This is a genomic window from Alloscardovia venturai (genome assembly GCF_042676605.1).
Lineage (GTDB): Bacteria > Actinomycetota > Actinomycetes > Actinomycetales > Bifidobacteriaceae > Alloscardovia > Alloscardovia venturai.
This window is the reverse complement of record NZ_JBHTHQ010000006.1, coordinates 30,496-56,488: the sequence shown is the minus strand read 5'-3', so window position 1 is coordinate 56,488 and position 25,993 is coordinate 30,496. Positions and strand designations below refer to the sequence as shown.

Sequence of the window (25,993 nt, the reverse complement as noted above, 5' to 3'; positions counted from 1 at the left end):
ATGTGAGGGGCTCTTTGCATAGTTTTATCGTGAAGAAAGCTTAGAAGAAGGCTTACTTCTTATGTGGGTTTGTCAAAACTCGTGGACCTGCTTCATCACCAACGATGACGGTATCGACCATATTCAAGAACAATCCGTGCTCGACGACTCCCACGGTATTGATAAGGTCTGCAGCAAGCTCTTGTGGATGGTCAATCCTCTCGAGGTGCAGGTCTACGACGAAGTTCTTCTCGTCAGTGCGCACAGGCTCACCCTGAGCGTCAAGACGAAGAACTGGCTTGTAGCCCTTTGCTTCAAACTTCTTGACGACCTGACCTGCGCCGAATGGGATAACTTCTACAGGAAGTGGGAACTTACCGATGACGTTGACTACCTTTGATGCATCTACAATCCATACAATCTTGTCGGAGTTCGTAGCCACAATCTTCTCCCAGAGGAGAGCCGCTCCGCCGCCTTTAATGCCGTCGAACCGAGCATCAACCTCATCTGCGCCGTCAATGGTGACGTCAATGTGGTCTACATCATCGATATCGATAATTTTGATGCCATATCCTTCAGCCTGCTCCTTAGTGCGCAGAGAAGTGGTCACACCGGTAAAGTTAAGCCCTTCTTCCTGCACGCGACGACCAAGCTCATCGACGAGGAAACGAACAGTGGAGCCTGTGCCGAGACCTACAGTCATGCCGTCTTTTACGAGCTTTGCAGCTTCAATACCTGCTGCCTTTTTCAGCTCATCCTGAGTTGCCATATATGGCCTCCTTTAATTATTGAATTACTACAGCCTACTAGTAGAAAAGCCTAGTGCGTGACCTAGAAGTTTTCTTGAAAAGTTTTGCTGGAAATCATATAGAAATCTCTAAAAGAGGGTGCTTTGATGATTATTCTTCCAACTGACATCATCAAAACGACGAATTGCTTCATCGAGCTTCGCTACGGCTTGGTCCATGTGCTCGCTAGCCGTTTGAAGACGCGCGGCAGCAAGGTCAAAGCGTTCCGTTGCCATGTTTAATCGAGTGATGAGCTCTTCGGTAATCGTCGCATTGTCTTCATTAAACAGTGGCTGTTCGATGAGCGTAGTAGTCTGGGAGGTCGAAGGATTGGCAACGGAAGTGATAGCGGCCGCAGTAGCAATAGGGGCTGAATCAGAGTTAGAGCCAGAGTCAGGTGTGGTAGCAGAAGATATACGCGAAGAGGACGAATCTTGTCCCGGTACAGCGTTGTCAGGTCGTACAGTTTTATCGTGGGGTACAATGAGTCCCTCGCTGTACGGTCCATTTATGAGTACTTCCCAACCTTCGATCGGCATGTATCCGTCGATCTGATGCTTGCCTGCACGCTGTGCAAACCCGCGGCACAAATCGTCGACAGTCTCATTGTAGAAATTACCTGCGTGACCCTTGACCCACTTAAATTGGACAGAGCCTTCGCGCGAGCGAATCTCAGCATCGATAGCCTTAATTAGCTCAGCATTCTTGACTGGTTCTTTTTTAGAGTTCTTCCAGCCATTTTTCTTCCAGCCGTAAATCCATTTTGTAGAGCAATTGATGGCATACTGGGAGTCAGTCTCGATAATGAGTGGATACGACCCGGGATGCTCGCGTAGACATTGTAAAACTGCGGAAAGCTCGCCGATCTGATTTGTACCGTTAGAGGCCCCACCGCAATCACGATCGCGCCCAGAGACGCTCGCTGGCTTGCCCGTTAGGTTTTCCTTGACATGCTCGACCCATCCCCAACCCATTGGGCCGTTAGGGTTATTCAAAGCGGAACCATCAGTGGATACAGTTACGGTGAAATCGGTCACGTGCTTTACTTTCTGCGCAAAAACAAACTAGGCATATTATACAAGACCGTGCGCTACGTGATAGTCAGTAACGCACGGTCATGAATAATGAGATAAGGAGATTAGTCTGCCAAGGCCTCGTTTACTACTTCAGTGGCCTCTGCTACAACTTGTTCCAACGCCTGCGGAGAGGTGAAGGACTCAGCGTACACCTTATAAATGTTCTCGGTGCCAGAAGGACGAGCTGCGAACCATGAATTTGCGGTAGTAACCTTCAGTCCACCGATTGGCGCACCGTTTCCTGGTGCTGTCGTCATCTTCGCGATGATGTCCTCGCCAGCCATAGAAGTAGCGGACACTGAGTCTGCTGTCAGACTTGCAAACTTCATCTTCTCTTCGAGCGTGGTAGGTGTGTCTACGCGGGTGTACCAGCTTTCACCGAAACGTTTAACCTGCTCTGCATGAAGTTCAGCAGGATTCTTACCGGTCTTTGCGGTAATTTCTGCTGCGAGAAGATCAGGAATGAGACCGTCCTTATCAGTGGTCCATACACGACCATCACGACGTAGGAAACTCATACCGGAGGACTCTTCGCCGCCGAACCCAACTTCGCCTGTAAAGAGTGGATCGACAAACCACTTAAATCCGACTGGAACCTCCACGAGCTTTGCGCCGATAGATTCAACGACTCGGTCAATCAAAGAGGACGAGACAAGCGTCTTTCCTACGCCTGCAGTCTGTGGCCATTGAGGACGATTTCCGCCAAAGAGGTATTCTACAGCGACTGCGATGTAGTGATTAGGATTCATAACGCCACTTCCTGGGCAGACGATGCCGTGCCGATCAGCGTCAGGGTCAGTACCGCCTACGACGTCGTACTTCTCCCATGCGCCAGCATTCAAGCGGTCTACCAAGCCTTTCATAGCGTAAGGTGAGCTTGGGTCCATACGAATCTTGCCATCATGATCGATACTCATGAAAGGCCACTGAGGGTCGACATCTGGGTTGATGACTCCGATGTTAGTGCCGTACATTTCATTGATGAGAGGCCAGTAATGGACAGATGCGCCGCCCAATGGGTCAATACCCAAACGAACCCCGGAAGACTTGATGACATCAAAATCGATGACATTCTTCAAATCTTCTACGTAATGCTGGCGGAAGTCAAAACGCTCAATCAAATCAGATGTGATGGCTTGCTCGAATGGGATGCGCTTGACGCTCTTCCACTCTGGCAAAAGCTCATTGGCGCGGTCTGCGATGGCAGCAGTGATTTCGGCAGATGCAGGGCCACCCGTCGTTGGATCATACTTGAAACCGCCATCAGTTGGAGGATTGTGAGATGGAGTCACAACGATACCGTCGGCAATGTCCTCGCCGGAGAAACGCTGTGTACCATCTGCTGCGCGGTTATGCGTCAAAATTGCCTGAGAAACGGTTGGCGTAGGGGTATAGTCATCGCGCGAGTCGATACGTACGCGCACACCATTGGCGATGAGAACTTCGATAGAGGTCTTCCACGCTGGAAGGCTCAGTGCGTGAGTATCGCGCCCCATATAGAGAGGTCCCGTGATACCTGCTTTTTTGCGGTATTCAGCAATCGCTTGTGATATAACGACGATGTGTGCTTCGTTAAATGTACGCTTTAGTGCCGAACCACGATGTCCAGAAGTACCGAAGATGACGCGCTCAGAAGCAACTGCTGGGTCTGGGACGTCGTCATAGTATGCACCAATTAATGCGTCTACATCTACTAAATCTTTATCTGTGGCAAGCATGCCTGCATTTTTAGCTACCATGCTCCCTATTGTAACATCAGCAAATTATAGAAAATTAAGCCCATAAAAATGGTGCGTTGGGCGTAATAGAGCGTGATGTTATGAGCCTAGTGTCTAGTGAAGCTGAGTATTGAGTATTACGCGCCCTGAGAGACGCTTTGCACAGGAGGTAGGACTCCTGTCTCACTCGGACCATCAAGACGTGGTGCACGTACGAGTAGTGCTTGACGGTCAATGCTGAAGAGAAAATGGTCAGACTTTTGCAAGACATCACCATCGACTTCAGCGAGTACTTCCTTCTCTAAGATGACCTCTGCGCTCGTGCCCTGATACTGGCGAACGGTAGCGTGAGTAGCAAATGGCGACTGGTTCGATTTACGCGTCATAGTCTTGTGCACGACGTCCCAGAAAAGGTTTACCCAACCCACAAGCCCGCCTCGCGTATCGATAGTCTCGATGTCGAGTAGACCATCGTCAAATCGTGCATCAGGCATCAACGAGAATCCGGGAATTTCACCACAGTTCCCTGCCATGATAGTGCGGAACTGCACCTTATTCATAGTGCGGGTCACGCCAGCTGCTGTACGGATGAGAATCGTCCCGCGGCTCTTCTTGCCAAAAAGATGCTTGAATGCTGCGACAAAGTACGCGAACCAGCTAATACTTGCTTTCAATTGAGGATCGGTATCGTTAATCATATAAGCATCAAATCCAGCGCCCGCGATAACGAGAAACCCGTGCTCATGCTCTGGGTCAGATGAGTCAAGCAGGCTCATGCGTCCCATATCTACGCGTCGGCTTCCGTGTGAGGTGGCGATGGCGAGAGCGGCTTCGATATTCCCTACAGGAATGCCGATATTTCGTGCGAAAAGGTTTCCTGTGCCGATAGGGATAATGCCAAAAGCATGCGTTGAGTACGCCATAGCAGAGGCGACGGTGCGTACAGTACCATCTCCACCCACGGCTATAACCACATCTGCACCGAGCGTGAGAGCTTCCTCGGCGCATGCGCGCCCATCTTTATCGAGCTGGGTGTCGATGAAAAGAATGTTGCTGATGTTGTGGTCTGCACAGTACTGCTTGATAAATTGGCGAGCATCCTCAGCTTCTGGCTTGGAGGGGTTGATGATAAAAGCGTATGTCACATTGTCAGACACGCGCTCATCTGCCACAGCAATTTCTTGCTGTTTGCGCCCCTTGTCGACACTGCGTATGATTATCACCGCTACGACAATGATAGCAACGATAATAGCAGCGATTGTCAGCTCAGGTCCCCAGTTCATGCTCATAGTTAAAATCTACATGCATACGTTCTCATATATGAACAAAAATGAAAGAAGTTGCACAAGTATTTCAAAAATATTGTAGATACACTGCAAGTCGTTTTGAGCAGCACTTCACGAGGAATCAAAATAAGGATCACATAGAGACCGAACGATGAAATGCATGGCTTGAAAAATCTTGGAAATGTCATACTTAACGGATAATTTCTAATTATGCTTGATATTCAATTTATTCGCGAACATGCTGACGTGGTGAAGGAGTCCCAGCGTAAGCGTGGCGAATCTGTAGAACTTGTCGATGAAACGTTGAAAGCGGACCAAGTGCGCCGTGATGCACTTCAGGCGTTTGAATCTGCACGTGCTGAGCAGAAGGCGATGGGCAAGAAGGTCGCTTCCGCACCGAGCGATGAAAAGGCAGCTCTCATTGTGCAGACCAAGGAACTCGCAGCGAAAGTGGCTGAATACAAGGCTGCTGCTGATAAAGCAACTGAAGACTACACCAACTTCATGTGGAAATTCTCGAATGTGGTTGAGGATGCTGCGCCAGAGGGTGGCGAGGACGACTATGTCGTTGTCAAAAAAGTCGGTGAAATCCGTGACTTTGCTGCTGAAGGGTTCGAACCAAAAAATCATCTTGAACTCGGCGAGGGCGTAGCGGGAATTGACATGAAGCGCGGATCGAAGGTCTCTGGCTCCCGCTTTTACTTCCTTCGCGGCGCCATCGCACGTCTTGAACTTGCTATGCTGACTATGGCTGTAGATCAGGCAGAAGATAACGGCTTTATCATGACGACTACGCCAACGTTGGTACGTCCGGAAATCATGGCGGGTACAGGCTTCTTGAACTCGCATGCAGATGAGATTTACCGTCTTCGTGAGCCTGATGACTCCTATCTTGTGGGTACTTCTGAGGTGGCGCTCGCTGGTATGCATGCCGATGAGATTCTCGACTTGTCCAATGGTCCGCTGCGCTATGCGGGATGGTCAAGCTGCTATCGTCGTGAGGCTGGCTCAGCAGGCAAAGACACGATGGGTATCATTCGTGTACATCAGTTTAATAAGGTGGAAATGTTTACCTACGTCCGTCAGGAAGATTCTCAGGCTGAGCATCAGCGCCTGCTTGGCATGGAGCAGGAAATGCTTGCCAAGGTAGAGGTGCCTTACCGCATCATCGATACTGCTGCTGGTGATTTAGGTTCTTCTGCTGCTCGCAAGTTTGACTGTGAAGCATGGGTGCCGACTCAGGGTCGTTATCGTGAATTGACTTCTACGTCTAATTGCACCGAATATCAAGCTCGCCGTTTGAACATTCGTGAACGTGTAGACGAGGGAGGCACTCGTCCAGTGGCTACTTTGAATGGCACATTGGCAACTACTCGCTGGCTTGTGGCGATTCTTGAAAATCATCAGAATGCTGATGGCTCTATTACGATTCCTACTGCTATGCGCTCCTACATGGGAGGCAAGGAAGTCGTCGAGCCAACTACGTGGGAAGCATAGAGTTTTTCTGATAGTTCGGAAGCGTCTTAATGCGCTTAGCGTGTTTAAGACGCTTCTTGCGTATTTTGTGTTGCATAACTCATCTACGGTTCATTCCTGCAAACGTGAGGAGAGCTAGACTTTGATGTGGAGTATTTGGCTTGCTAGGCTGAAAAGGTGGATATCACGATGGAGCGAGTATGAGCTGGTGAATTATAGCCCAGCAGACTTTACCAGCGTTAAGCGTAGACCAATGCAGGAGAGGTATCCCTCTAATCAGCAATATGCTCAGGCAAAAAGAGAATGGGGAAAGTCTCTCATAGAGAGTTTCGTCGTTGTGTACGGAATTTTCGGCATTCTCGCAGCTTTTAGTTATATAGGAGAGCATAGTAAGTCCTTACACAGCCTGTACATTGCTATTATCGGGTGGGCGCTCCTTAGCACAGTTGCATTCGCTCTTATATTCTTTTGTAGTTATCTCGAAGATTTACGTCGCCTTATAAAGCAGAGAACAACCGACTGGATTTCCACAAATGATCAGGGCATGAGTATTTCTGTGAGAAAGAAGCGATGTTTAGTTTCCTGGGATTCTATCCGAGAGCTTTCTATTGTGCTGAAAAATAGAAAAGGAGAATCTGGAAATCATATTTTTCTCCGTGTTTCTACCCTTAGTGGAGAAGAGGCGGAAGTCATATTTGACTACGGCATGAAAGAGGCTATCAATTTCGTGCGTGAAGTATGTAAGCGAAATCCTCAAGTAATTCTCAAAATTCCAGGAATCTGGACACCTAGCTACTCGAAGCTTGACCACAAATTAGATAAGGAAGGACAGTACTATCAGCACTAAGCTAGACGCGTATCTTCAGTCGTTCCACGACTTTGATGAGGACAATTTTTCAGACGTAAAATGAAATGGATTCACAATATCCGAGCAGGTATACGAAAATTCGAGAGCTATGGGGTGATTTTCTCGGGCTGCTTTCTTTTTCATTGGTTTGGCTGTGATTATGCTGTTCATAGCGAGTATTTTTTGCTGTGAGCCTGCGAATACGGCATGAGGGTTTTGGTAAATTCGTGTGGTCTATGCCTTCATAGACTTTGTAGTGTACTTGTGCGCAGAGTGCGTGGAAGAACCTAAGACTCTTAGGAAAAGGCATGAAAGAGAGAAACAAATCTCTGTAATTTTGATGATGCTGGAGTTACAATTCCTTCTCACGATGGACATCAATTGTTGGAATGGGACGATTTGACAGGAATTGACTTCATTCTCAAATCAAGTGTTTCAAAAATATCTTCATCGTATACTACTTTTCTTTATTTTACTAGGAAAGGTGGCATTACAACTGAAGCTGAATTTAATTATTTCTACCATGATCTGGTCAACGTAGCGCGTGGTCTACATAGACGTCATCCTCAGATTAATATAAGGGTGCCATGGGCCTCCTAAGCAAGAGTCATTTACTTATAATGTGCTGACCTAGCTCATAAGAACTCGCGCCTGATTTGCGAAGAGTCGCACAGTCCGCTAGAGTACGTAGTGTTGCATTTTGAGTCGGACGTGAATTTCTCTGTTCTACGAAATTGCGACATGGATAGTTGGCCGAGCGGTCGAAGGCACTTGTCTTGAAAACAAGCGTACGAAAGTACCGGGGGTTCAAATCCCTCACTATCCGCTTGATGTAAAACCTCTCTAAATTGGCTAAGTGCCGGTTTAAAGAGGTTTTGTGTGTTTTTAATGTGATGCTCTGTATCGATATATTGGTCTAAACTTCCTAGCGAACGCGTGACTATTTCTGGCCTGTTTGATGAATTACGTTATATCTTTTCGCATTAAAATAGACTCCTTATTTCTCTGTTTCTTATGATTTTGCAACAGAAGTAATATGTACATTTTCTACAAAACGTAACTTTTGGGAAATGGGCAATCATAGGTGTTTCCGTTAAAATATCCCAAAGAACTGCTTTCGAAAAGACAAGATTTTTTAGATATCACTCAAAAATGTCCCCCCCATTCCTAAAGTGACTATAGAAGTTTGGAAGAACACACAAGATTGTGGTTCGTGATGGAGGGAAAGATGAAGAGATACTGGAGAGGGCTCTTAGCGTTTTGCGTGGCGTTAGTTACGATTGTAGCTACGCTTTTTGCGATTCCCCCAGTGAAGGCCGAAGATGTAGCGCCTACGACGACGTTGAAGAAAACTATCACAAAGATTGCTGGTACGGATGACCAGTACGAATTAGCATTAAGCCTTCTGCCTAAGAACGGCTCTGCTATACAGACAGTCCCGATGGACGTCGTGTTTGTGGCGGATATGTCCACCAGTATGGAAGATAATATGTCGACTGGTATTAGCCGTATCGAAGGTTTGAAGAGAGCCTTGGTGGGGTATGGCGGTCAAGATGGCTTCCTGAAGACCGTACTTTCAAATCCAGATAATCGTGTATCTTTCGTCTCTTTCGGTGGTCTGGATGATGACCATGATTACTGGCAGGGAGGGTTTGCTCGAGATGCGTATGATGATTCTTGGACGTCGTTGCAGTGGACTGGCAATTTAAATACAGCAAATACCGCGGCAAGGAATTTGGAGCTTGCGAAGGATTATTGCGGTAGTGGATATTGCGGTGGAACCAATATTGGCGCAGGTATTCGTAGTGCTGGAGAATTGTTGCACTCAGGTCGCTCTAATGCAAAGAAAGTTATCGTTCTCCTTACTGATGGTGAGGCGACTCATTTTTATGATGAGCGCGGATATACACTGAAAGATGGCGACTATACTAGCGGCTCTGCTTTCCAACACGACCTTAGAAGTGCACTAAGACGCGACTTGGCGCAGGTGGGTTCTATCGATGGATTCTATTCCATCGACTATGGAACTTCGGCGCAAAGTACATTGAACACTATTCATAGTCTTGTACAGAGCACAGGCGTAGCAAATAGCGATGCACAGGGAATTTTCTCTGCAAATAATGAACATGAGCTTGCTGATTCCTTCAAGAAGATTGCTGATAAGATTTCTTCTCTTGCACTGCGCCAAGTAAGCATTACGGATATTCTCTCTAAGTATGTCGAGCTTCCTAACGGTGCATTTGACATCCGCATGACGAAGACTGATGCAAGTGGCAATGTGACTGAACTCAACTCGAATCAGGTGACGTTCTCCCGCACGGCGAATGCCCAAGGCAAAGTTGAGGTAGTTGCTAAGTTTGCTGATGACTATGTGCTGGAGGATGGCGCTTCATACGAAGTACGATTTAAGGTGCAGGCATCGCAAGCAGCATTTGACGAGATTGCTGACAATCCTCATGTGACTGAACTTCATTCAAATGAAGATGCGTATATAACGTATCGATATGGTACTGGTACGGATGTTAGTAATCCTGTCACCAAGCATTATGATGATAACCCAGTCTTTACACCATCAAAGATTGATGGAATCCCTGTCACCGTGGAGTGGCACGCGATTCACCAGTCGGACATACCAGACTCTATCGATGTGAATTTACACCAAGATGGTAAGGACGCATCTTATCGCTCGTTGACCATACAAAAGGGTACAAACCAAGGCACGTTTGGTAGTGCTGCTAAGGGTCATACATACTCCATTACATCTACTGACGTAGATGGGTTTACCAAGACTATCGAGAACGTTGGAACTGACCAAAATCCGAGCTACAAGATTGTCTATCGTCAGCTGCCAAAGCTGACCGTAGCGAAGAAAGTATCTGGCGACTTAGCAGATAAGTCGAAAGAATTCACGTTGCATGTGTCCGCTAAGTCTCAAGATGGTTCTCCACTTAACGGTGAATATGATGCGACAGTCCAGCAAGAGAACTCCGATACGCTTACTCACCAGAAGGTCACATTTACTAACGGTACAACTGATGTCAAGCTCAAGCATGGTCAGAGTATAACAATCGACCGTATGCCACTGAATGCGACATATTCCGTGACAGAAGATCAGGCAAGTGCAAAGGGTTACACTGCGACGTATGAGAATCAGACAGGTACGCTCAGCACAGATATGACTGTGACGGTCACGAACACTTTGCCATACGTACCGCAAACGGCAACTCATACCGATACTAACTCGACAACTCAGCTCACCGTAGGCGTCATACTTGCTGGAGCAATTCTTCTGCTCAGCGGTCTTGGAGTTGGCTTGGGTAAGGCATCGAAACGTTCATGAAAAAGGAACACACAAAGCATGCAAAGAAGGAAGTGACTGTATGGGATGACTTGCTGTATCTATTCGGCAAAATCGTGCTTGTTGCAGTGGCACTCTGTGCAGTCTATTTCTTCCTGTTTGGAGTGGTCCGCTACAACGACAATGGCATGAGTCCTGCCGTCAAAGACGGAGATTTAGTTGTTTACTATCGTCTAGACAAGAGATATAAGGTGGGTGATATTTTCGCTTATCACTATGACAAGAAAATGCGAGTTGCGCGCGTGGTTGCGACGTCTGGAGACACAGTCAATATCACTGACAAAGGATTGATCGTCAACGGCGCAGTGCAGCAAGAAGACAATATTTACACTGATACTTTGCTGTACAGAAAGGGAGTGAAGTTTCCACTGAAAGTCCCACAAGGTCAAGTTTTTGCCTTGGGGGATAACCGCGAAAGCGCAGTGGATGGTCGAGTATTTGGCCCGATACCTTCTCAACGTACAGATGGCAAAGTGGTAATGCTTATGCGCAGACGCAATTTCTAGCAGAGCACATACTGACATTGCTGAGATGCCATTATCAGAAATCAGTAATTTTTACATAAACGTAGCTGCTTTCGCAGCTCAGAGTAAAAGAGATAAAGGAAAAATATGAAGAAAAATATCATGGGAAGAATCACTTCTTCACTTGCAGCTGTAGCTGCTACAAGCATGTTGCTCGTCGGCGGTGCGACCGCTTTCGCAGATGACACAAGTGCTACCACAACTTCCGGCGCAGCTGGTACTAGCGCTGAAGTTACCATTACCAAGACTTTGAACATTCCAGAGGGTGTCACCGCTCCAAATGCAACATTTACTTTTAAGTTTGCTGCTAAGGGCTCAGATACAAACTCTGCTGCAGATACTCCTGCAATTGCAGATAAGACTGTCAACTATGCAAATGGTGACAAGAACACCGTTGCAAATGGTACTACTGCATCTGACAGCTACACTGGCAAGATTAATAAGGAAACTGCAAACCTCTTTGACGGTGTGACCTACACCGCTACCGGTGAGTATGTTTATACAGTTTCTGAAGCAAACACAGGCTTTACTGCATTGACTGGTTCTAACGGTCAGACAGTCGACAAGATGGACTTCGACAAGTCTGAGTATGAGATGCACGTCATTGTTAAGGATAACAATGGTGCAAAGTACATCTCCTCTGTATACTTCCGACAGACAAAGGACGCTGCAGGTCATGACGCTGACAGCTCCACCAAGGTTGAGCCAATTGCTCCAGGTTCCCACTCTTACAACCTCTTCAAGAACACTTACACCAAAGAGGCAGGCAAGACTCCAGAGGACCCAAGCACTGTAGATGACACAAAGAAGGCTTTGACTATCACGAAGACTGTAGCTGATACAAACGGTCTTGGCGACAAGAACAAGGACTTCACCTTCAGCCTTACCTTCACAGCTCCACAGCATGACACCACTAATGATCCAATCCAAACTTCCTACACTGCAAACAAGGTTGCTAAGGACGGCACCAAGACACCTGTAACATTCACTGCAGGTCAGGCTCAGACCTTTACCTTGAAGCACGGCGAGAAGCTTGAGTTTGACTCTCTCCCAGCTGGTGTACGCTACACTTTGACTGAAAATGGTACAGCACACTACACTCCATCTGCAAAGGTTGTAGAGAACGGTGCAGCAGCTGTAGAAGTTAACGGCGAGAAGAATGCTGCTCTCACAACTCCAGCAAGTGCTACTTACCTCGTAGGTGAGAAGACCAATACCAACGACGTCACCAACACATACGCTGATGATGTTCCTGCAACTGGTTTGCTTATCAACAACCTCCCGTTCATCGTTATGATTGGTGTGGCTGTAGCTCTCTTCGCAGGTCTCGTTATCGCACGTCGCAACCGTCGTGCTTAAGTGAGAATCATCCCTCGTAAGTAAGAGCCATTAAGAGATAGAAAAATGACCCAAGATAGGAAGAGCACAGGAAAAATCATTGTTAAGGTGCTTGATAGCATCATAAGCAATATTTTGTTAATCCTTGCAGCTTTACTCTTCCTTCTTGGGTTTTATGCTTTGTGGGACTCACAGCAGGTCTATGCAGCTGCATCTCCGAGCGAGTACGAGTCATATAAACCGCAAGCTCAGCAGGGGAAAGATCCACTAGAGACTTTCACTGGGTTTAAGCAGCTGCAAAAACGTAATCCTGATGTTATGGGGTGGATTAACATTTATGGAACAAATGTAGACTATCCCGTTGTGCAGGGGCATGACAATGAGAAATACATTAATACAGATGCTTTAGGAGAATACAGCGCAACCGGCGCACTTTTCTTGGACTCTCGTAATAGCAAGAATTTTGACGATTTTAACTCTATTATTTACGGACATCACGTAGATAGTGGTGTTATGTTCGGGCACCTTTCGCGCTTTATGGACAAGAAATTCTTTGACAGTCACAAGTATGGGAGCATTTACTACAACGGTAAGCAGCGAGGTCTTGAGATTTTTGGCGTGATGGAAGTCGATGCATACGATGGAGATATTTACAATCCTGGTATTCGTGGCGATGCTCAGCGTATGCAGTATCTCAGTAACATTCTTGCACACACGGCACATAAACGTGATATCTCTGTCGGTCCGCACGACTCGATTGTGCTCCTGAGCACATGTTATCTTAATGCGACGAACGGGCGCCACATCGTTCTTGCCAAGATTACGGATAAAGTTCATCCTAATACGTTTAAGAAGGTGAACAACGACCCGTTCCCATATAACGTTTTCGGCGACTCGACCTTTGGGCGGTTACTCAGAAATATCCCGCTATGGGTGTGGTACTTCATTATCTTTATCTTGATACTCATTATCGTTCTCCTGCTCATTGTGCTTTACCGTGCGACCCAGCGAAAGAGAGCGCGTGATAAGGAACTTGCAGACGACAAGGCATAGAGTGATGCTTATGATTAGGTATTTCTGTACGTATGCTCGTTCTGCACGCCGCCGTGTCAGTATCATCGCGGCAGTTTTGGCAATTGTTGCCTGCATGGTAGGTGCCGTTATGCCGATTCGCAGCGCTATCGCGGCGGAGAAAGACAAATCAGAGCAGGGATTCTCCAAGCTCCAGCGCATTAATCCTGAAGTGGTCGGTTGGATTAACGTGTATGGCACGCATGTAGACTATCCGCTTCTTCACACGACGGATAACAAGAAATATCTTAAAACGGATCCGCAGGGGAATTATTCTGAGCTGGGAGCGCCATTCTTAGACTACCGGAGTAATGCGCAATTCAAGGATTTCAACACCATTATTTACGGGCACGATACCATTCATGGATATATGTTTGGTGATATCAAGCGTTTTACGAATGCGCAATTTTTCGACTCTCATAAATACGGCAGTATTTACTATGACGGTCGTATGCGAGGACTTGATGTCTTCGCGATTCTCCAAGTCGATGCGTATGACAAAGAAGTCTATACGCCACATATTTCAGACATTGAGCAGAAGAACGCCTACTACAAATATTTACTGTCCAAAGCTCAGCTTATGCGTAATGTATCGGTTTCCTCTGCCGATCATATCGTCATGTTGAGTACATGCTATGAGAGTGTAACGAACGGGCGTCACATCCTTCTCGCTAAAATCACGGATACAGTGCATGAAGACCCTTTTGCTGGAGGGCGCACTGATTCCGTCCTGTATACCGTTGCAGGAGCTATAGACTATATCAGCGGAAGGTACTCCATAGCATTGTGGATATTATGGCTAATTATTATCGTGTTGCTTATCGTGATTCTTGTGCTAATTACCCTGATAGTGCGTACGGCGCGACATGGCTCCCTGAGCAAAACGTAGTAGTTCAGCGGCTTAAACGGTAAAAATATGCCTGAGTCCATGAAGACCCAGGCAATTATATAATTTCTGTAATTTCAAACGCGGGAAACGTAAAACGTAAAGGAAAGTACTGCTAATACTGTTAGTACTGCTCCACCACAAACTTCAGGACATCAGAGCGGTTAAGGATACCGACCATCTTTCCGCCGTGTGCGCTGTCAACTACTGGCACCTTCTTCAAGTGCTTGGCTACGAGAACCTCGCAGATATGAGACATAGAGTCAGTGACATCGACAGAAATGACATTCTTCGTCGCAATCTCGGACACTGGAGTATCGAGATTGTTGCGCACGCGCTTAGAGAAGCTGTCACTGTTGCTTTCGATGACCGCAGAGTAGAAACTCGTAAATTCAGGATTCTGGTCAGCAAGCAAATTCAATACGTCTCCATCAGAGACGAAGCCCTTGAGCTTACCGTCTGCTGCAACCACAGGAACGCCAGAAATTCCATGCGACGTAAACAAACGCATAGCTTCCATCGCAGTAGTATCTTCGGATACCGTGTACACATCTGTCTTCATAAGAGTCATCAATGCAGGCTCAATCTCAGTAGAGTCAACTGCCGCAGGAGTCTCAGCTGCTTCTTCGTGAGTCTCTGCCTTCTTCTTGTCGCTAATGAAGAAAGCACCCACGAAGCCAAGGATAGCCATAATGAGAGCGAAATAGAGACCGTACTTTGTACCATTGCTAAACTGTGCTGCCTTAGAACCGTGCACGGCTGCTACCCCTGCCGTGAGGAGGGAAGTGGTGACAGCGGTGAAAACTGCACCGACGACTTGCTGCAAGGTGTTCATAATGGTAGATCCATCAGCATTGTACTTGCGTGGAAGAGCGCCGAGAGCATAAGTTTGCATAGGGCTCATTGCCAGAGGTACACCAATCATCATAATGATATGCGCTGTAACGATGAGGGCAGGATTGAGCGCATTCGCGAAGATAGCGCCAAGAATCATAACGATGCCGATGATAGTGATGAAGAAACCGAGGATTGCCGGTTTCTTTGCACCAATTTTGTCATAAGCACGACCGGAAAGCATAGAAGTGAGAGCGTTCACGATACCGCCTGGCAGCATCAAAGCACCTGCGAGAGAGACGCCGAGAGCCAAAGAGTACTGGAAGAACTGTGGAATGAGGAACATGACGCTCAAGGTGATGCCGAAGTTAAGCATTACGAGGGTAGTACCGATGGCGAAGTCGCGGAAAGTAAATGCACGAAGATTGAGGACAGGAATTTCCTGCTTAAGTTGGCGCATGGAATACCATATGAGTGCTGCGATACCGATGATGAGCGCACTGAGTACAGGCGCAGAGATCCACCTGAATTCTGAAGCCATACCCGCGCCAAGCACGACACCGCCGAAGCCGATGACGGAGAGAACGACGGACAGGGTATCAACCTTAGGCTTGGTCAGCTCCATAGGGCTGATGAGGAACATAAAGGCGAATACAAGACCGATAACGCCGAGGACGGCAATAGAGACGAATACCAAACGCCAGCTTGCAATGCCGGTTAAAATACCTGCCAAAGTTGGACCGACGACCGGCGCAAGCATGATAATCAGAGATACCATGCCCATCGCTGCGCCGAGTTTTTGTGGAGGCATGACTTCCATCACCATTGAGAAAGCGAGAGGAAGTACGATGCCCAAGCCGATACCTTGAATTGCGCGACCAATAAGCAAAATTGCAAATGTCGGAGCCGCGGCAGAGATAACGGCGCCAATGGTAAATGCTGACAATGCGAAGATAGCCAAGGACTTAATAGTAAAGTGCTTCGTCAAAATTGAGCTAAATGGCAGTACAAAACCAATCATAAGCATGTAGCCGATGACGAGCCATTGGCTGGTAGCTGTAGCAACGTGGAACTGTCCGCCAATCTGTGGCAGGATAATGTTGATGGCTGTCTCACTGTACATGCCTGTAAATGCACCGATTAAGAGTGCCATGAGCACTAGGTATGGGTGCTTGACCTGAGGGCGCTTATGCATAGGTGCGCCTGCTTGTGTAGCGCCTGACCGTGCTACTTCAGACTGTGTTTCAGACACAGAAATCTCCTTCATATCTTTCTTCAATTCAGCTTTTACTCCAGAAAATTCGCGCTAGGATTCCGCGACTTTGGGCGCATGGTATCCTCGCTGTTTTTCAGCGATATACGCACCATTGGGAAAAGAGAATAACGTTTCGAGTCTAGTTAAAAATTGCAAGAGCTCGTAAGTGATATTCACAAACTCTACACAAGATTATTATTTCGTAATGGTGCTGCTTTTTGGTTGTCAATGCTGTGCTGTCGGCATAATGGGCATAACATTTGTAGGAGATTTGCGCAAACGAGCGCAAAGCCCTCCTCTATAGGTTCGAAAAATCGTACACTTTTAGGGTTATGGTCGATGTAGTTATAGTAAGTGCTGTACGCACTCCCATAGGGAAATTCGGAGGCTCGCTGTCCTCTCTTACTGCAGTGCAGCTAGGCACATGTGCAGCCAAAGCAGCAATAGAGCGTGCTGGAATATCTCCCGACACTATCGATCAAGCGATTTTTGGAAATGTCCTTCAAGCAAATTCAGGACAGAATGTCGCACGGCAGATTGCCTTGAAATCTGGAATGGCTACAGGCTCTACCGCGATGACCATTAATGAAGTGTGCGGGTCGGGACTTAAAGCAGCGAGGCTCGGGCAGGCAGCCATCGTGATGGGAGACGCTGACATAGTTCTTGTCGGTGGTACAGAATCTATGAGCAATGCTCCACACTATCTACCGAAGCTTCGCGATGGTTTCCGCTATGGCAATACGGAGATGGTAGATGCAATTTACCGCGATGGACTTTCCGACGCATTTACTAGTGAAGCGATGGGGCAGACCGCTGAAAACGTCGCACAGCGATTCGGCATTTCGCGTGAAATGCAAGATAGGTTCGCGTTAGAGTCTCATCATAAAGCTGTAGCCGCGATGAGCGCTGGTGCATTTGATGAGGAGATTGTCTCCGTCGCGATTCGTACCCGTAAAGGCGACACTATCGTAGATAAAGATGAGGCTCCGCGCGCTGATACATCCCTCGAGAAACTCGCTGCACTTCGACCGGCTTTCATGGATGACGGTACCGTCACAGCAGGTAACGCAAGTAGTATCAACGATGGCGCTTCTGCTCTGATTTTAATGAGTAAAGACCGTGCCAAAGAGCAAGGAATCTCATATCTAGCAGAGATTAAAGGGTACTGTGAAGGTGGTATCGACCCTGATTTTATGGGGTATGCGCCGAAACATGTGATTGAAAAACTGATGAAAGCTACTGGCTCGTCATTAAACGATATGGACTTGGTAGAAGTCAATGAAGCGTTCGCGGCTCAGTCTGTCGCTGTGGCACAGCAGCTCAAGCTTGATGAGTCGAAGCTGAACGTCAATGGTGGTGCTCTTGCTTTGGGGCATCCGCTGGGATGTTCGGGGGCTCGTATCCTTACCACTCTTATCCATGCTCTTCGCGCGCGACATGCGCATGATGGAGTAGCTGCTTTATGTGTGGGCGGCGGTATAGGCGTGGCAATGCAAGTAGAAGTTCAGTAGTGAATAGCATCAACGAGTAGTAACGACGGTGTGGAGGCGAAGAACGGGGCAATGGTAGAGAGCGACGAGAGTAAAAAACGGAAATTTTATCGGCTCTCTCCTTTAGGGCGCTTAGAAGTTTTGAGCGCATCAGGTGTCCTATCTGATGTCGACATAAGTGTGTTGGCGCAGGCCAATGAGTGCGGCATACTTTCTCCCGATGCGGCTTCACATCTTATAGAAAATCAAATTTCGCAATACGCGCTGCCGATGGGAGTGGTGCGCGGGTTGCGTGTTAATGGCAGGGATTACACCGTGCCGATGGTGGTAGAGGAAGCCTCTGTCGTTGCAGCGGCTTCTCATGGAGCTCATATGAGTGCAGTGTGTGGGGGCGTAGTTGCGCATACTCAAGAAAGCCGCGTGCGAGGCGAGGTCGTCTATGCTGCCCACGATGTGTCGTATGACAAGCTCAAGCAGGTTGTGGTTTCATGTGAAGCTGAGTTGCGTGCAATTGCTCGGAAGGCGCTTCCGAGTATGCATGCGCGCGGTGGCGGACTAGAGGCTCTCTTTGTGGAGAAGACGCCGGATAATCGTTTTGTAAAAACGGTACTTGTGGTGAATCCGTGCGATGCTATGGGAGCGAATGCGGTAAATACTATCGCTGAGGCGATTTCGCATACCCTTGAAAGCCCAGAATACTTTGGGATAAAGCCTCTAGTGGCTATTTTGTCGAACGCTGGAAATGATAGCGTTACGACCGCGCACGTTGAGCTTACGCCTCAAGCTGTCGCTTTTCGTGGCGCTTCACGAGTTGAATCAGAAAAGTTAGTGAAGCGTATCGCGTTGCTGTCTGACCTTGCGGTGTCGGACTACGACCGTGCGGTAACGCACAACAAGGGCATTATGAATGGCATTTCTTCTGCGGTACTTGCATCGGGAAATGATACCCGCGCTGTAGAGTCTTGCGCGCATGCTTACGCGGGGCGAGGTCAGTCATATATGCCACTTACTCGTTGGTATGTCAATGATGCGGGGAATTTGTGCGGTCACATTGAAGTTCCGCTTCAAGTGGGGATCGTAGGTGGAGCGGCAAGTTCCATCCCACTTGCCGGAGTTGCGCGACGAATGGGGCACTATGAGAATGTCGCCGAGTTTAAGAACGTCCTCGCAGCTCTTGGACTTGTTCAAAATCTGTCCGCTTTACGTGCACTAGCAGGGCCTGGCATTCAGGCGGGTCATATGAATCTCCAGATGAACGCTCTCGCCATCGCCGCTGGAGCACAAGGCGATGACATCGACGTAGTGGCGTCATTATTGAGAAAGTTGAAACCTGCTGAGAGGACGTCTGCGCGCGCGGCTCAATTTGTGGAGCAGATTAATTCAAAACGCCAGATGGAAACAGAGCACAAACATCGTGAAAATCAAGGAGAGGGAAACTAATGACATATTCCGCAATCGGTATTGACCGTATCAGCATGTATACGCCGGCGTATTTCCTTGATATTCGCCAGCTAGCCGTTGCGCGCGGTGTAGATCCTGACAAGTTCACCATCGGAATTGGGCAAGATCAGCAAGCTGTGATTCCAGGATCGCAAGATGTAGTGACTATGGGAGCTACAGCTGCGTTGCGTATGCTTGACGATATTGATCCCGATCGGCTTGGTCTTGTCATTCTTGGCACAGAGTCGGGAGTTGATGCATCCAAGGCGGGCGCGCTGTATATTCATGATTTACTGGGTTTGCCACATAGCGTGCGTTGCATGGAGATTAAAGAAGCGTGTTTCGGCGGCACTGCTGGGCTCATGACTGCGCGAGATTATGTAGCTGCACATCCAGATAAGCAGGCTCTAGTCATCGCTGCAGACGTGGCTCGATATGGCTTGGGGTCTGGAGGAGAAGTGACTCAAGGCGGTGGGGCTGTGGCGATGCTGGTGAGTTCCAATCCGCGCATCCTTGAGCTTGACGATGATACATGCGTATATTCTGGATCGATTCAGGATTTTTGGCGCCCTGTATATACGGACGAAGCATTGGCACGTGGAAAGTACTCTACTGAGCAATACCTAGAATTCTTCGAGCATGTGTGGCTTGACTATGCTGCGCGAACCGGCCGGTCGGCATCTGAATTTGCGGCATTTTTGTATCACTTGCCGTATACGAAAATGGGTGCGAAGGGGCTAAAGCGTCTCTTTGAGATAACTGAGGTCTGTGATGAGGCACGTTCGCTTCTTGAAGAGAGGTTTAACAAGTCGATTCAATATTCACGTCGCGTGGGCAATGTTTACACAGGGTCGCTCTATCTTGGCTTGATTTCTTTGCTGGAGTTGGATGATACATTGCAAGCTGATGATGAGCTTGTACTCTTTTCCTATGGTTCTGGAGCTGTAGGAGAACTTTTCACGGGGCGTTTAGTAGAAGGCTATCGTGCTGCGTTGTATAGCGAAGAACATGCTGCAATACTCGATAACCGCCGCCAGGTCAGCGTAGAAGAGTATGAGCGCATTTTCAATAATGTTGCGCCATACTCACCTCAAGACTATGTTGCGGATGAGAAGTATTTCTGCGGTTCTTTCGTGCTCGAAGGTGTAGAAGGTCAGGAGCGCAAGTACAAGCGGATTGGCTAGGGCGTCAGCCGAGTAGCGAGGTTGATATACCGGCTGAGGGACTTGGAGATTTCATTGGGTGAGGTCGTCTACCTAAGAGTTTAGGTAGACGACCTTTTTATGTATGTAGTATGCATATTTCTGACTGATGCTTGAGTGTGGTATGCGACACGGTTATCCACATTGGTACACAATGTTGAATAACCGTGGCGTCTTTTGAGAGATACATATGATACTGAATGTATAAATAGCATTTAATGTACTTCCGTTGTGAGTACATATATTGAATTATAAGGAGTAAATGATGTAATATGGCTCTCAAGATACAACAAGGAGTAATAATGCCAAGAAAAGCTGGTGCACGACTTCAAGTGCGCGTAAATCAAGAAGTTAAAGATGAAGCTGTAATAGTTCTCGAAAGTATAGGAATGGATTTGACCTCGGCAATTAATTTGTTCCTCAAGCAAGTAATTGTTACTCGTAGTATCCCATTTAAGCCAGTAGCGAGTAGTGAGCGCGAGCAGATTGTTGATGAAGCAATTCGTGCTCCTCGCATGCATTTTGATAGGTGCGAAGATGCAGAAGAATACATACGAAACCTGTGATGCGATAGAGTTTTCAGAACGGCATATACGAGATGTCAAACGGCTTAAGAAGAAGCATGCCAATATTGAGCTTCTTCTTGCTGCTCAGCGAGCTGTGATTAGTGGTAATGTGACTGCACTAAGAACTAAATTTAAAAACCATGCCTTGCGTGGAAACTATATCGGGTGGCGTGAGCTTCACGTTCAGTCGGATTGGCTTCTGATATATACGAAAGAAAATGGAACCGTTGTGTTCTTACGTACAGGTAGTCATGATGAGGTTCTCAAGCACTAACTGACAGAATCTCTACCGTACTTGACGGTTATCAATTACTTCTAGCTCTTCGTGAGATAGTGTGCTTTTAGATTGATGAAAGGAGCATGCTATGTCTCAATTTATGCAGTTTCTCGCTCGGTACAAGAAGATACTTCTGGCGGTTATGACTGTATTTCTCGCGCTCGCCGTTATAGGTTCGATTACGAAAGTTACGTGGCTGAGCGTTGCGGGGTATATCACGGTCACTGTCATAGGTGGGGTAGGGCTTGTACTGAAGGCGGTAAGTGCGCTTCGATATAAGGTCGTATCTATCGAACTTCTTGTCAGTATCGCCGTCATAGGTGCACTGATAATTGGCGAATTTAGCGAAGCAGGAATAGTTGTCTGGCTTTTCTCGCTCGGTGATGTGCTCGAAGAGCTTACTCTTGCGAAGACGCGAGAATCCATCAAAGACCTCACAAATCTCGCGCCACAGACAGCTCTTAAGGTTAACGACCCATCAAGCAGAGATGCTGTGGAAATTGACGTGGATGATATCGAGCCGGGTGACTATGTCCTTGTCAAATCCGGTGCGAACGTCCCCGTTGATGGCGTGGTATCTGATGGTCAGGGATACGTTGATGAGGCAAGTATCACCGGTGAGTCAAAGCCAGCAACTAAAGAGCTCAATTCACATGTTTATGCCGGTACGACACTCACCAATGGGACACTTGTAGTGAAGGCAGAAACAGTCGGCGAAGACACTACTTTTGGCAAACTCATTGAGCTCGTGGAAGAAGCACAAGATAGCCAAACGAAAGAGCAGCGATTTATTGACTCCTTCTCGAAGTACTACACGCCAATCGTTCTCCTGCTTGGCTTGATGGTCGGCATCATTACGCGTGATGTCAAGCTTGCTATCACGGTGCTCGTTCTCGGTTGTCCAGGAGCACTCGTGATTGGTGTCCCCGTGGCTACGGTTGCTGGAATTGGCCGCATGGCATGGCAAGGTATCGTGGCGAAGGGAGCATCTGTACTTGAAGCTCTTAGTCGCGCAGACACTTTCATCTTTGATAAGACGGGGACAATTACGACAGGTAAGCCACAAGTAGTTCGATCAGTCAACGTATACGGAGGTGAAATTTACAACCGCCAACTCCTCGCGAGTGCGGAGTCTGAATCGGACCATCCTCTCGCTACGGCCATCGTTGAGTGGGCGAACCCATATCAGCGTGAAGAAGACAATCACAACGAGCTGACACCAATGCCGTTACTACCGGTAAGAGACGTCCAAACATTCCGCGGTAAAGGTATATCTGCGCATATTGCAGATCATCAGGTTTTAGTGGGGAACGAGCGTCTTCTTGATGAAAACGATATCGTACACGGCGAGCTTGAACTAGGAAAAACAACATCTCACGTGCTCATGGCAGTGGATGGAAAGCTATCTTATGCTCTAGAAATTGCCGATACCCTCAAAGAAGATACGCCGCAAGCATTAGAAAAGATTCGCAAGACAAATAAAAATACGCGATTCATCCTTCTTTCTGGAGATGCTCAGTCCACGGCGGAGGATGTCGTCAAAGACCTTGATTTTGGTGAAGTACATGGGGACTTACTTCCCCAAGATAAGGAAGCGTGGGTTCACTCTCTGAAAAGCTCTCTTAAAGGTAAGGGGCATAAGGTCGTCTTCGTCGGTGATGGCATCAATGACGGCCCCGCACTTGCGACAGCGGATGTGGGAATTGCCATGGGAAGCGGTACGGATGTCGCTATCAACATCTCCGACATCGTCCTTACCCGCTCTGAACTTTCGCAACTTGCTACTGCATATACATTCTCAAAGAAAGTTATGGCAGTAATGTACCAGAATATCGCCATCGCACTCGCCACAGTGATACTGCTCATCATTGGACTTTTCGTCGGCTATATCCACATGGCATCAGGTATGTTTATTCACGAAATAAGCATCCTCATCGTCATCGCAAATGCCATGCGATTCGTCCGAAGAAAAAATCCAAAAAATTGATAGTTGTCAATTACAGCACGGCGTATGTGCGACACAATAAAGGCAACAAAACGAAAAAACAACGTAACGATAGCAAGGAGAAGTTATGAAACAGCTCACACTCAAACTCAGCGGAATGACATGCCCATCATGCATGACCAAGATCGAATCTGCTGTAGGGGCGGTAGAGGGTGTCCATGACACCAAAGTCCTCTTCAACGCAGGAAAAGTTAAGGCGCACATGGATCCGCTTACAGACCCACAAACCGTGATTAACACAGTGGAGGGGCTGGGATATCTTGTAGAGAAATTCTCGGTAAAAGACGAGTAAGAAAACGCTGAAATATAGCGGAAGTCTTTCAAAAAATTTAAGGAGTAACAATGACCACAGCAATGACATGGGAAGAAAAGTTTGAAGCAGAGAAGAAGCGTAGCGATGAGGAGCACCACAATCCTACTGCTGGAGCGATGATAGGACATGTAACTTCAAACCTGTGGGTACATAGGGCAAAAATCGAGCAGGTGGCGCTGTTTGCTCAAGGTAGCGCATCTCAATTCCTTGAAACTTACGCCGTGAAGTGGCAGGAGAAGGAAGCTGATTTTTCCTACAGACTCAATCGTGCTCTTGTGGCTGAAGATGACCTCGTGCCTACTCTCACTTCCCAATTTGGCGAGTTTTCTATGCTTACCGAGTCATGGGAGATGAAGTTTAAGAGTGGTGAAGAGCAGCTTTTCGACCTTATCAATGATTTTGATATCCAGCTCATGTTCATCACAAGGGCAATTTCGTTGGCAGTAGAGGAGAAGCACTACGAGCAGGAAGATGTGCTCAAGGAGCTCTATGCTTGGATGCGAGAGCAAATAGCAGCAGGACAGAAATTCCTAGGTCATGATTTTGCTGACGGGCTGACCGGTCTTAATGCTCGCGATGAGGACTGGGACAGGACTAAGGAAGAACTCAGACAGGACCGCGATGGCAACTGCGATGATGATAAAGAAGAACCATAAATGAACCATAGCCAACTCCACCACACGCCTGACGCGACACATACTCCGTGCGCTGCACATGAGGTACATGAAATCCACGGAACGCACTGCTCAGCGAAAGACAAAGAACAGAAGAAACAAGCTACAAGGCAACAAGCACTGTGTGTTTCACATGTTCCGATATTTCGTTCACTTTCCTATGAAAGTCAGGTCCAGATAGAGCATCTCGTACATCATAAGCATGTACAGCGCGAGGATGTCATCCTCTCTCCTCACGATGCCAAGGGTATGCTTATCGTCGAGAACGGGCAGGTGCGCGTCACGCGCTATACGACAGATGGCAAAGAGCACCTGCAAACCGTGCTCGGTAGTGGTGATCATGTGGGTGAGAGTTGGCTTTTTGGCCACAGCAATGACGACACCTTCATCATCGCAGACAAATCGTCCGACGTGTGCTTCATTACAGCAGAGAATTTTCACAATCTCCTCGTGCGCATGCCAGATTTGAGCTTCCAGCTGCTCAAAGCAACTGTCTATGCAAACAATCAGCTCCAGCGACAAAATTCCTACCTCACTCGCACGCGTGTGAAAGACCGAGTCATGGCATACCTCAGCGATTTGAGCGTAGGAAAAGAGAACGGCATTATCGCAGTTCCCGTTAGCTGGAAGGACATAGCGACATTCTTAGGTACGACGGCTGAAACCATATCTCGCACTATTTCCGCGCTCGCGAGTGAGAGGCGTATTGAGAAGATTGACAACTCTCACTACCGTATTCTTAAATCAAGAGCATAAATGTAAATGAAGAATTAAGAAAGGAAGCGGGATAGGCCGTAGCTGCTGCGACTGTGGATGTCCGCACCGCTCAACTCAACAAAACTTAAACGATCTTGCGCTGCGCTGCCCATCGAGTGAGCTGTGAACGATTGGACAACTGCAATTTGTGCAGTACCTTCGACATGTGGCTTTCCACAGTTTTAATCGAAATGAAAAGCTCAGCAGCTACTTCCTTATACGTGTAGCCACGCGCAATGAGCCGCATAACTTCCTGCTCGCGCTCGCTCAAAGAATTAAGTTCTTCATCATCGTAAAGGTTTGGCTCTGACCCAGATACAGAAGTAGAAGTAAGATCACCCGATGAGCTTGTAGAAGTGCCTTGGAATGCTTGGAGGACAAAGCCTGCAAGCTGTGGAGAGAAGACGGCGTAACCATCGCGCACTTGATGAATGGAGGAGATAAGCTCGTTAGGGTGTATCGCCTTAGTGACATACCCTCGTGCACCTGCACGAATGACTGCTCCCACGTCTTCAGCAGAGTCGGAAACGGAGAGAGCTAGATATGTAGAGTCAGGGGAGAGCTGCTTGGAACGGGTAAGGATTTCCGCGCCTCCGCCGCCGTTTCCTCCGGGGACATGAACATCAAGGAGCACTACATCGGGCTTCGTCTGGCTAATCATATCTATAGAGTTTTCCACGTCGCCTGCTTGCCCTACGACTTCGATGTCAGGTGCGTTAGAGACGGCAGCGATGACGCCTGCGCGAAACATTTCATGGTCATCTACTACACCGACTCGAATCTTTTTACTCATTTTTAGCTCTCTCCTTGTAGTGCATAAGCCACGTGCCAGAG

At 47.7% G+C, this 25,993-nt stretch carries 22 protein-coding genes and 1 tRNA gene; 17 read left to right on the top strand and 6 right to left on the bottom strand.

All coding sequences use genetic code 11. The features are described from left to right. Positions 1–52 precede the first annotated feature (52 nt). From rpiA to ACFQY8_RS00675, 4 genes are all read right to left on the bottom strand, one after another. Complete coding sequence (gene rpiA / locus ACFQY8_RS00690; protein ID WP_377937645.1) at positions 53–748, bottom strand: ribose-5-phosphate isomerase RpiA; 696 nt, start codon at positions 746–748, stop codon at positions 53–55. Positions 749–856: 108 nt separating this feature from the next. Continuing rightward, complete coding sequence (locus ACFQY8_RS00685; protein ID WP_377937703.1) at positions 857–1,741, bottom strand: ribonuclease H family protein; 885 nt, start codon at positions 1,739–1,741, stop codon at positions 857–859. 164 nt (positions 1,742–1,905) lie between these two features. Next, positions 1,906–3,582: a phosphoglucomutase (alpha-D-glucose-1,6-bisphosphate-dependent) gene (gene pgm, locus ACFQY8_RS00680; RefSeq protein ID WP_377937643.1), complete on the bottom strand. Its 1,677-nt coding sequence runs from the start codon at positions 3,580–3,582 to the stop codon at positions 1,906–1,908. A 116-nt stretch (positions 3,583–3,698) separates the two neighbouring features. After that, positions 3,699–4,850 carry a diacylglycerol/lipid kinase family protein gene (locus ACFQY8_RS00675; RefSeq protein ID WP_377937641.1) on the bottom strand — a complete coding sequence of 384 codons (1,152 nt, stop codon included), beginning with the start codon at positions 4,848–4,850 and terminating at the stop codon, positions 3,699–3,701. A gap of 207 nt (positions 4,851–5,057) precedes the next feature. Here ACFQY8_RS00675 and serS point away from each other — a divergent pair, with 207 nt between their 5' ends. From serS to srtB (ACFQY8_RS00635), 8 genes are all read left to right on the top strand, one after another. Continuing rightward, positions 5,058–6,344 (top strand): serine--tRNA ligase, encoded by a 1,287-nt coding sequence (gene serS, locus ACFQY8_RS00670; protein WP_377937639.1) that lies wholly within the window; start codon positions 5,058–5,060, stop codon positions 6,342–6,344. Between the two features lie 187 nt (positions 6,345–6,531). Then, positions 6,532–7,170: a hypothetical protein gene (locus tag ACFQY8_RS00665; protein ID WP_377937637.1), complete on the top strand. Its 639-nt coding sequence runs from the start codon at positions 6,532–6,534 to the stop codon at positions 7,168–7,170. A 743-nt stretch (positions 7,171–7,913) separates the two neighbouring features. Then, positions 7,914–7,996 (top strand) — tRNA-Ser (locus tag ACFQY8_RS00660). A 402-nt stretch (positions 7,997–8,398) separates the two neighbouring features. Further along, a complete protein-coding gene (locus ACFQY8_RS00655; protein ID WP_377937635.1) occupies positions 8,399–10,510 on the top strand; it encodes a vWA domain-containing protein in 2,112 nt (703 codons plus the stop codon). Then, complete coding sequence (gene lepB, locus ACFQY8_RS00650) at positions 10,507–11,034, top strand: signal peptidase I (protein WP_377937634.1); 528 nt, start codon at positions 10,507–10,509, stop codon at positions 11,032–11,034. Before ACFQY8_RS00655 ends, lepB begins: the two co-directional genes overlap by 4 nt. Positions 11,035–11,139: 105 nt before the next feature. Continuing rightward, complete coding sequence (locus tag ACFQY8_RS00645; protein WP_377937632.1) at positions 11,140–12,411, top strand: DUF7601 domain-containing protein; 1,272 nt, start codon at positions 11,140–11,142, stop codon at positions 12,409–12,411. A gap of 45 nt (positions 12,412–12,456) precedes the next feature. Beyond that, positions 12,457–13,443 (top strand): class B sortase, encoded by a 987-nt coding sequence (srtB, locus tag ACFQY8_RS00640; protein WP_377937631.1) that lies wholly within the window; start codon positions 12,457–12,459, stop codon positions 13,441–13,443. Positions 13,444–13,453: 10 nt separating this feature from the next. Further along, positions 13,454–14,350: a class B sortase gene (gene srtB, locus ACFQY8_RS00635; RefSeq protein ID WP_377937629.1), complete on the top strand. Its 897-nt coding sequence runs from the start codon at positions 13,454–13,456 to the stop codon at positions 14,348–14,350. Between the two features lie 121 nt (positions 14,351–14,471). Here srtB (ACFQY8_RS00635) and ACFQY8_RS00630 read toward each other — a convergent pair whose 3' ends face one another. Continuing rightward, positions 14,472–16,433: an MFS transporter gene (locus ACFQY8_RS00630; protein ID WP_377937627.1), complete on the bottom strand. Its 1,962-nt coding sequence runs from the start codon at positions 16,431–16,433 to the stop codon at positions 14,472–14,474. A gap of 335 nt (positions 16,434–16,768) precedes the next feature. Here ACFQY8_RS00630 and ACFQY8_RS00625 point away from each other — a divergent pair, with 335 nt between their 5' ends. From ACFQY8_RS00625 to ACFQY8_RS00585, 9 genes are all read left to right on the top strand, one after another. After that, the gene (locus ACFQY8_RS00625) at positions 16,769–17,947 is read left to right on the top strand and encodes an acetyl-CoA C-acetyltransferase (protein WP_377937625.1); all 1,179 of its coding nucleotides are present in this window, start codon (positions 16,769–16,771) and stop codon (positions 17,945–17,947) included. 51 nt (positions 17,948–17,998) lie between these two features. Then, complete coding sequence (locus ACFQY8_RS00620) at positions 17,999–19,366, top strand: hydroxymethylglutaryl-CoA reductase, degradative (RefSeq protein WP_377937623.1); 1,368 nt, start codon at positions 17,999–18,001, stop codon at positions 19,364–19,366. After that, a complete protein-coding gene (locus ACFQY8_RS00615; RefSeq protein WP_377937622.1) occupies positions 19,366–20,550 on the top strand; it encodes a hydroxymethylglutaryl-CoA synthase in 1,185 nt (394 codons plus the stop codon). The genes ACFQY8_RS00620 and ACFQY8_RS00615 overlap by 1 nt, the downstream gene beginning before the upstream one ends. Before the next feature lie 320 nt (positions 20,551–20,870). Continuing rightward, positions 20,871–21,134: a type II toxin-antitoxin system RelB/DinJ family antitoxin gene (locus tag ACFQY8_RS00610; protein ID WP_377937620.1), complete on the top strand. Its 264-nt coding sequence runs from the start codon at positions 20,871–20,873 to the stop codon at positions 21,132–21,134. Further along, positions 21,106–21,408 (top strand): type II toxin-antitoxin system RelE/ParE family toxin, encoded by a 303-nt coding sequence (locus tag ACFQY8_RS00605; protein ID WP_377937618.1) that lies wholly within the window; start codon positions 21,106–21,108, stop codon positions 21,406–21,408. The genes ACFQY8_RS00610 and ACFQY8_RS00605 overlap by 29 nt, the downstream gene beginning before the upstream one ends. A gap of 91 nt (positions 21,409–21,499) precedes the next feature. Next, positions 21,500–23,398 carry a heavy metal translocating P-type ATPase gene (locus ACFQY8_RS00600; protein WP_377937616.1) on the top strand — a complete coding sequence of 633 codons (1,899 nt, stop codon included), beginning with the start codon at positions 21,500–21,502 and terminating at the stop codon, positions 23,396–23,398. An 85-nt stretch (positions 23,399–23,483) separates the two neighbouring features. Further along, positions 23,484–23,708 (top strand): heavy-metal-associated domain-containing protein, encoded by a 225-nt coding sequence (locus tag ACFQY8_RS00595; RefSeq protein WP_377937614.1) that lies wholly within the window; start codon positions 23,484–23,486, stop codon positions 23,706–23,708. A gap of 50 nt (positions 23,709–23,758) precedes the next feature. Then, the gene (locus tag ACFQY8_RS00590) at positions 23,759–24,385 is read left to right on the top strand and encodes a DNA-binding protein (protein WP_377937612.1); all 627 of its coding nucleotides are present in this window, start codon (positions 23,759–23,761) and stop codon (positions 24,383–24,385) included. After that, the gene (locus ACFQY8_RS00585) at positions 24,386–25,159 is read left to right on the top strand and encodes a Crp/Fnr family transcriptional regulator (protein ID WP_377937610.1); all 774 of its coding nucleotides are present in this window, start codon (positions 24,386–24,388) and stop codon (positions 25,157–25,159) included. Between the two features lie 85 nt (positions 25,160–25,244). On the opposite strand, the gene ACFQY8_RS00580 is transcribed toward ACFQY8_RS00585, so the two are convergent. Further along, positions 25,245–25,952, bottom strand: coding sequence for a LuxR C-terminal-related transcriptional regulator (locus ACFQY8_RS00580; protein ID WP_377937608.1), 708 nt, complete (start codon positions 25,950–25,952; stop codon positions 25,245–25,247). Between the last annotated feature and the right edge of the window lie 41 nt (positions 25,953–25,993).

Coding starts and splice junctions, on each gene's coding strand:
- serS (WP_377937639.1), top strand. CDS start 5,058: ATGCTTGATATTCAATTTATTCGCGAACATGCTGACGTGGTGAAGGAG.
- ACFQY8_RS00625 (WP_377937625.1), top strand. CDS start 16,769: ATGGTCGATGTAGTTATAGTAAGTGCTGTACGCACTCCCATAGGGAAA.
- ACFQY8_RS00655 (WP_377937635.1), top strand. CDS start 8,399: ATGAAGAGATACTGGAGAGGGCTCTTAGCGTTTTGCGTGGCGTTAGTT.
- ACFQY8_RS00585 (WP_377937610.1), top strand. CDS start 24,386: ATGAACCATAGCCAACTCCACCACACGCCTGACGCGACACATACTCCG.
- pgm (WP_377937643.1), bottom strand. CDS start 3,582: ATGGTAGCTAAAAATGCAGGCATGCTTGCCACAGATAAAGATTTAGTA.
- ACFQY8_RS00620 (WP_377937623.1), top strand. CDS start 17,999: ATGGTAGAGAGCGACGAGAGTAAAAAACGGAAATTTTATCGGCTCTCT.
- ACFQY8_RS00580 (WP_377937608.1), bottom strand. CDS start 25,952: ATGAGTAAAAAGATTCGAGTCGGTGTAGTAGATGACCATGAAATGTTT.
- srtB (WP_377937629.1), top strand. CDS start 13,454: ATGATTAGGTATTTCTGTACGTATGCTCGTTCTGCACGCCGCCGTGTC.
- ACFQY8_RS00605 (WP_377937618.1), top strand. CDS start 21,106: ATGCAGAAGAATACATACGAAACCTGTGATGCGATAGAGTTTTCAGAA.
- ACFQY8_RS00685 (WP_377937703.1), bottom strand. CDS start 1,741: ATGGGTTGGGGATGGGTCGAGCATGTCAAGGAAAACCTAACGGGCAAG.
- lepB (WP_377937634.1), top strand. CDS start 10,507: ATGAAAAAGGAACACACAAAGCATGCAAAGAAGGAAGTGACTGTATGG.
- ACFQY8_RS00600 (WP_377937616.1), top strand. CDS start 21,500: ATGTCTCAATTTATGCAGTTTCTCGCTCGGTACAAGAAGATACTTCTG.
- ACFQY8_RS00610 (WP_377937620.1), top strand. CDS start 20,871: ATGCCAAGAAAAGCTGGTGCACGACTTCAAGTGCGCGTAAATCAAGAA.
- ACFQY8_RS00590 (WP_377937612.1), top strand. CDS start 23,759: ATGACCACAGCAATGACATGGGAAGAAAAGTTTGAAGCAGAGAAGAAG.
- ACFQY8_RS00615 (WP_377937622.1), top strand. CDS start 19,366: ATGACATATTCCGCAATCGGTATTGACCGTATCAGCATGTATACGCCG.
- ACFQY8_RS00645 (WP_377937632.1), top strand. CDS start 11,140: ATGAAGAAAAATATCATGGGAAGAATCACTTCTTCACTTGCAGCTGTA.
- ACFQY8_RS00675 (WP_377937641.1), bottom strand. CDS start 4,850: ATGAGCATGAACTGGGGACCTGAGCTGACAATCGCTGCTATTATCGTT.
- rpiA (WP_377937645.1), bottom strand. CDS start 748: ATGGCAACTCAGGATGAGCTGAAAAAGGCAGCAGGTATTGAAGCTGCA.
- ACFQY8_RS00595 (WP_377937614.1), top strand. CDS start 23,484: ATGAAACAGCTCACACTCAAACTCAGCGGAATGACATGCCCATCATGC.
- srtB (WP_377937631.1), top strand. CDS start 12,457: ATGACCCAAGATAGGAAGAGCACAGGAAAAATCATTGTTAAGGTGCTT.